Here is a 6002-nt window from a genome sequence, read left to right on the forward strand (position 1 = left end):
CCGGCCGGGCGGACCGGCCGCGCCGAGGTCGGCTGCGACTCCGGCACCTGCCCGGAAAAGGGACCCTCCTCGTACGCACGCACCCCCGTCATGCTTTCTGCGGTCCCACAAGGGCGCCGCTGCCCTCCGGGCCCGGCATGACTCTCTGTCCCCTGTCGAACGGATGACTCTGGACGCGGATGGGGTCGGGCCCGACTGGGGTTCCGGTCGGTGGTCAGGCGACTGGACGGCCACTAGGATGACCGCCCCGCACCCGCCCGGCCCTTCCCGTCACCTCGCCGGGAAGGGCCTACAGTGCGCCGCGGGCCGCCCGGGACACTTCGGGAGCCTCGAGTGGCTGCTGACCACCGAGCCCGCCTTCATGTCTGCGGGCTGCCACCCGAACCGTCCACCTCGTCACGGATCGGCCCGCGGCGTCTCGTTGCCGCGCGCGGCTTCAGGCCGCGGCGCCCTCGGCCTCGGCGGAGACCGCCGCCCACTCCTCCCAGGTCTTGAGGCGTTCGGCGTAGATGTGGGGGACGAGGTGGAGGGGGGCGGTGCCGAAGAAGACTCGCAGGGGCGGGTTGTCGGCGTCGACGATCTTCAGCAGGGCGGGGCCGGTTGCGGCGGGGTCGCCGGACTTGACGTCGCTCCAGGCGGCGGCGACGGTGGTGCGCAGGTCGTCGTAGGCGGGCAGCTGTGTGGCGAAGGTGGCGGAGGAGCCGGCCCAGTCGGTTTCGAAGCCGCCGGGTTCGACGAGGGTGATTTTGATGCCGAAGCCGGCGACCTCCTGGGCGAGGGCCTCGGTCAGGCCTTCCAGGGCCCACTTGGAGGCGTTGTAGCCGCCCAGGTTGGGGAAGGAGGCGACGCCGCCGACCGTGGAGATCTGCACGATGTGGCCGCTGCCCTGGGCCCGCAGGAGGGGCAGGGTGGCCTGGGTGACCCACAGAGCGCCGTAGAAGTTGGTCTCCATCTGACCGCGGACCTGCTGTTCCGTCAGCTCCTCGACCGCGCCGAACAGGCCGTGTCCGGCGTTGTTGACCACGACATCGAGGCGGCCGAAGTGCTCGTGCGCCCGCTGGACGGCCTCGAACGCGGCGGCCTTGTCGGTGACGTCCAGCTTCAGCGGCAGGACCGCCCCACCGTGGGCGGCCACCAGATCCGCCAGGGAGTCGGTGTTGCGGGCGGTGGCCGCGACCTTGTCACCACGCTCCAGGGCCGCCTGGACGAACTGACGACCGAAGCCACGCGAGGAACCGGTGACGAACCAGATCTTGCTCATAAGGACACTCCCGTTCGAAACGAACTTGCAATACGAGACTCTAGCCGTTGCTGATACTCAGTATCAAGTAGTTCCTCTGTAGATTCTTGAGCATGAGTAACTACGCTTCGACACAGCTCCCGGCCCAGCCATCGAGCCTGCGTGGCACATGCGAGCGATGGCTCAGGCGGAGGCGACCGAAGTAGCGATCCGGCTCTCGACCACCCGCTGCTGCCCTGCGTCGGCACCCTGCACGACCTGCAACGCGCTCACTCGCCGGGCATCCGCTCCGTGCGCGTGGCCACCCACTGGCCCGAGGCCGGCATCTCCGCCCAGCACATCGCCGCGGCCCGCGGGCTGGGCATGGATGTGGCGGGCTTCCTGATGATGTCCCACTGGCCGAACCCGCCGAACTGGCCCGCCAGGCCAAGCTGATGGAGTCCTGCGGCGCCCACTGCGTCCGCACCACTGGCCCCGCTGGCGGGCTCGCTCCCGGCTATCGCCGTGAGCCCGCTCCGGGCCTGGTCATGGTCCGCCGCCCGGCTCGGCTCGGCGTCTTGCCCTGATCTGAGCGGAGCTTCTCCCGAGGACGGCACCGTACTCATCGGCTACGGCGCTCTCGGCAGGACGGAAGACCGTCGCCGGCCACGAGGGCGTCGGCCGGGCCGCGGAGCAGCTCAGGGCCGGACAGCCGACGCTCACCACGCGATCAGCCGGCACGGTCATCGAGGGGGTGTGCTTGCCCGCAGAACGACGTTCGTGGCGACCGGTACGATCCGCGGGGCGTCATCGTCGGAGAGCGCGAACTCCATCGCACGGAGCCCGACCTGCTGCAGAGGAACGTTCACGGACGTCAGCTCCGGGACGACGTCCACCGCCGGGCCGATGTCGTCGAAGCCGGCGACGGCGATGTCCCGGCCAGGGACAAGCCCGGCGTCGCGGAATGCGGTCATCACACCGATCGCCATGACGTCGCTGACCGCGAAGACGAGTTCCGTGCCGCCCAGTCCCTGCTGCAGGAGCTCCCGGGCCGCAGCACGCCCCCCTCGGCGACTGAACTCGGCTTCGACCACCAGCCGCTCGTCGACGTCGATGCCGAACTCGCGCAGGCCCTCCACGAAACCACTGCACCGGTCACGGGACGTCCTGAAGCCGGTCCCCGCCCGGACCACCGCGAGCCGCCGGTAGCCGAGCCCTACCAGCGCGCGGGCAAGCTGCCGCGCTCCACCGTAGTTGTCGATGCTGACGGTGTGGAACGGCAGGTCGTGCTGGCTGATCAGGACCACGCTGCCGCCCGCTTCCCGGTAGGCCTGGAGCTCCTCGACGAGAGCGTCGCGGGCATCGGCGCCGTCGACGCGGCTGCCGGTCATGATGATGACGCGGGGGCGCATGCCGCGCAGCGTCCCGACGATCTGGAGTTCCCGTTCCGGGGAGCGGTCCGCAACCGCCATGGTCACGATGAGTCCGGCGGCCTCGGCTGCCTGCGTCACACCTGCCGCGATGGACGAGTTGTACGGGTCGTCGACACCGCTGACGACCAGCGCGGCGATGTTCGTCGAACCCCGCGCGATCGCCTGGGCGGACAGGTGCGGTGCGTAGTCCAGTTCCGCGGCCGCGGTGAGCACCCGGTCGACGTTCTCCTGCCGGACGTTGCGGACGCTGCCGTTGAGCACCCGCGACGCCGTCGCCTGTGAGACGCCCGCTGTCCGCGCCACATCATGCAGGGTCACCTGGCGCCCCTCGGATACGGCCTCCCCGCGATGCCCTACGGGCGCTGCCGCTCCATCTCCCATGCCGCACATTGTGCACCGAGCCGCCGGCGCCTGGAAGTCGCGGAATCACTACCGAGGGTCACTCCGCAGGCCGGTGCGCTTACTGCGCCGCACATGCCTTGCGAAATCCGACCGGGCCGACGCGACCGCCTTCCAGCCGGCGCCCGTATCCCGAGTCGGTCACCGTCACTTTCGTCCGCACCTCTGCGGGCCTGGCCGGGGACATCCTCGGGTAGCGTCGACGGCGGCTCGTTTTCGTGGTGCGGGAGGGACGGCGCGATGCCCCATTCAGCCAGGCCGACCGTCACCCTGCGTGACGTGGCGGCGGCCGCCGGTGTGTCGGTTTCGACCGCGTCGCGAGTGCTGGGCGGCAGTTCCCGGCCGGTCGCGGAGGAATACCGGCAGCGGGTCGTCTCCGCCGCGGCCGCGTTGCGCTACACCGCGGACGCCGCGGCCCGGGCGATGCGGCGCGCGAACGACTCGATCGCGGTCGTCGGCGACGATCTCACGACCCCGTCGATGGGAATGGTCGCCGCGGCGATGGAACGGCGAGCGCGTGACGCAGGTGCGTTCGTGACCGTCTCGTCGACCCACGGCACCGCCGAGCGGCAGCTCGAAACCGTCCGGTTGCAGCGTGCTCTGCGGCCGCGGGCGCTCATTCTGACCTCGAGCCGCCTCGACACGAACGCCCTCGGCGGGCGCCTCCTCGACGAGTTGCTCGGCTACGAACGCGAGGGCGGCCGGGTGGTGATCGTCGGTGACACCGACATGCCGTTCGACTCCATCAGTTTCGACAATCACAGCCCTGCCAAGGAATTGGCCACCTACGTCGCCGGGGCGGGGCATCGGCACGTGACGATCCTCGCCGGCGCGCGCGGGCAGGGGAACGTCTCGGCCCGTACCGCGGGCTTCATGGCCGGTCTCCGCGACGGCGGCGTCGAGGAGCGGCACATCCGGATCTCGCACTGCACGGTGAGCCGCCAAGGAGGGTTCGACGCGGCGCGGCGGCTCGTCGCCGAGGGGCTGGAGCCGCCCCACGCGGTCCTCGCCGCCAACGACACCATCGCCATCGGTGCGATGTCCGCCTTCCGTACTGCCGGGGTGGCGGTGCCGGACGAGGTCTCGCTGACCGGTTTCGACGACATCGAGCTCGCGATCGACGTGACACCGCGGTTGACGACCGTGTCGTTGCCGCTGGCGCAGGCAGGTGCCGAGGCGGTACGCCTCGCGCTCGCGGACCGTACGGAAGCAGAGCATCTGATGATGCGTGGGCAGGTCGTGGTGCGCGACAGCACGGCGATCCGCGTCGTCTGAACCGCCCTGAGCCGATCACTCCCGCCGACGCGCACAGCGCCTTCGGGCACCAGAACCTGCCACGTCAAAGCCGCATTTTTTGCCCGCTGACCGACGCTTGACGCCTTCGATCACGGACGGGCACACTGCGCGGAATACGATTTCCCACTAAGAAAAACTCCTCCACCGGGCGGGCCCCTCTGCGATCCACGCGACAGCCCCCGCACCGAGTCTCAGTGCAAGCCGCACCCACACCCGCAAGGCCGACGTGTACAAGGCACAGACCACCGACGACACACCGATCGACCAGTGGTTCACCAACGGCAGCACCAACCAGCGATGGAAGCTGGTCAAGGTCTCGTGACCGACTGAGCACCCGACCGATCCCATGGGCGGGGCAGGTCCCCATCGCCGGCCTCCCCGCCCATGCGCCAGGAACCCTGAGTTCGGCCTGCGCTCCCCCGCCCGCCGGGCGACGGGTACTCGAGCGGCCAATGCGCAGCACCATTCGACGGCAGACCGGGCTGCCGCACGACCCGCTTTTCGAATGGTGCCGTCGGCTTCCGGCGGAGCCCCCACAGCGTTGCCGCGTTCATCTGCTCGAAACCTTGACGCACTCGAGGTCCACTGGGCACACTGCGCGGAATACGTTTTCCCACTACGCCCGCCAGGACAAGCACGGGGCTTCCAAACGGTCGGCTTCACATCCGGGAGGGCACTGTGACACCGCTATCGAGACGCCTGGAGCCGCCGGCGATCTCCGCTCCCGACGGGGCATGTCCGGCCGGCCCGGTTCCCATGTCGTCGAGCATCCGTCGGTGCGTCCACCGCACGGTCCCGAACTGTCCCCGCCCTGGGTCGTTACGCGACGCCTCGACTGGAGGCGTCATGACAGGAGCCAGTACCTCACCACCGCAGACGACAAGAAGAGGACCATGACCGTCAACCGAAGACTTGTGTCACAAGGGACGGCCGCCGCACTGTGCGCGCTGGCAGTCGTGCTCGCGTCGATCGTGCTCATACCCGCGCAGCGGGCCTTCGCCGCGGGCACCACGTACTTCGTGAGCGCGAACGGCAGCGACAGCAACGCCGGAACCAGCAGCAGCGCGCCCTGGCGTTCGCTGAGCAAGGTGAACGCAACGACGTTCCAGCCCGGCGACACGATTCGCTTCGAGGCCGGTGACAGCTGGACCGGCCAGCTCTGGCCGAAGGGGTCCGGTGCCGACGGCGCCCCGATCGCCATCGACAGCTACGGAACGGGCGCCAAGCCGAAGATCGCAGGCCAGGGCACAGTCGGCGACGCGGTGCGACTGAACAACCAGCAGTACTGGGAGATCCGCAACCTCGACGTGTCGAACGCGGTACCCACCGGGACGACAGACGGTTCGAAGCTCGGCGACTTCCGCGGCATCGGCGTGCACGGTGACAACGGCCAGACCCTGCACCACTTCGTGATCGACTCGGTGGACGTGCACGACGTCACCGGCGAGGTCAAGTGGGTCGGCGGCAGCACCGCCGACAACAAGCCGGGCATCACCTTCCAGCAGGGCTGGGACCGCTCGAAGGACACCGGCGGCATCGCCTTCCTCACCGGTGTCCAGGACATCACCGCGCCCGGTGCCCCGACGGTTCTCGACGGCATCACCGTGGAGAACTCCACCATCAAGAACACCTCGTTCAGCGGGATCGTCACGAAG

At 69.6% G+C, this 6002-nt stretch carries 3 protein-coding genes and 2 pseudogenes; 3 read left to right on the forward strand and 2 right to left on the reverse strand.

What is annotated here, in order from left to right:
• Positions 1 to 436 precede the first annotated feature (436 nt).
• Positions 437 to 1261: an SDR family oxidoreductase gene (locus tag IG99_RS36850; protein ID WP_037682126.1), complete on the reverse strand. Its 825-nt coding sequence runs from the start codon at positions 1259 to 1261 to the stop codon at positions 437 to 439.
• Positions 1262 to 1468: 207 nt separating this feature from the next.
• Here IG99_RS36850 and IG99_RS46555 point away from each other — a divergent pair.
• Positions 1469 to 1728: pseudogene (locus IG99_RS46555) on the forward strand (4-hydroxy-2-oxovalerate aldolase); the annotation flags it as partial.
• Positions 1729 to 1962: 234 nt separating this feature from the next.
• Here the strand turns inward: IG99_RS46555 and IG99_RS36860 are convergent.
• Positions 1963 to 2970, reverse strand: a complete 1008-nt coding sequence (locus tag IG99_RS36860) for a LacI family DNA-binding transcriptional regulator (RefSeq protein WP_037682132.1) — start codon at positions 2968 to 2970, stop codon at positions 1963 to 1965.
• A gap of 321 nt (positions 2971 to 3291) precedes the next feature.
• On the opposite strand from IG99_RS36860, the gene IG99_RS36865 reads away from it, so the two are divergent.
• Positions 3292 to 4326 (forward strand): LacI family DNA-binding transcriptional regulator, encoded by a 1035-nt coding sequence (locus IG99_RS36865; protein WP_037682134.1) that lies wholly within the window; start codon positions 3292 to 3294, stop codon positions 4324 to 4326.
• Positions 4327 to 5240: 914 nt separating this feature from the next.
• Positions 5241 to 6002: pseudogene (locus IG99_RS36870) on the forward strand (right-handed parallel beta-helix repeat-containing protein); the annotation flags it as partial.

Origin of the sequence: Streptomyces griseus subsp. griseus (assembly GCF_000720255.1) — a bacterium.
Lineage (GTDB): Bacteria > Actinomycetota > Actinomycetes > Streptomycetales > Streptomycetaceae > Streptomyces > Streptomyces griseus_I.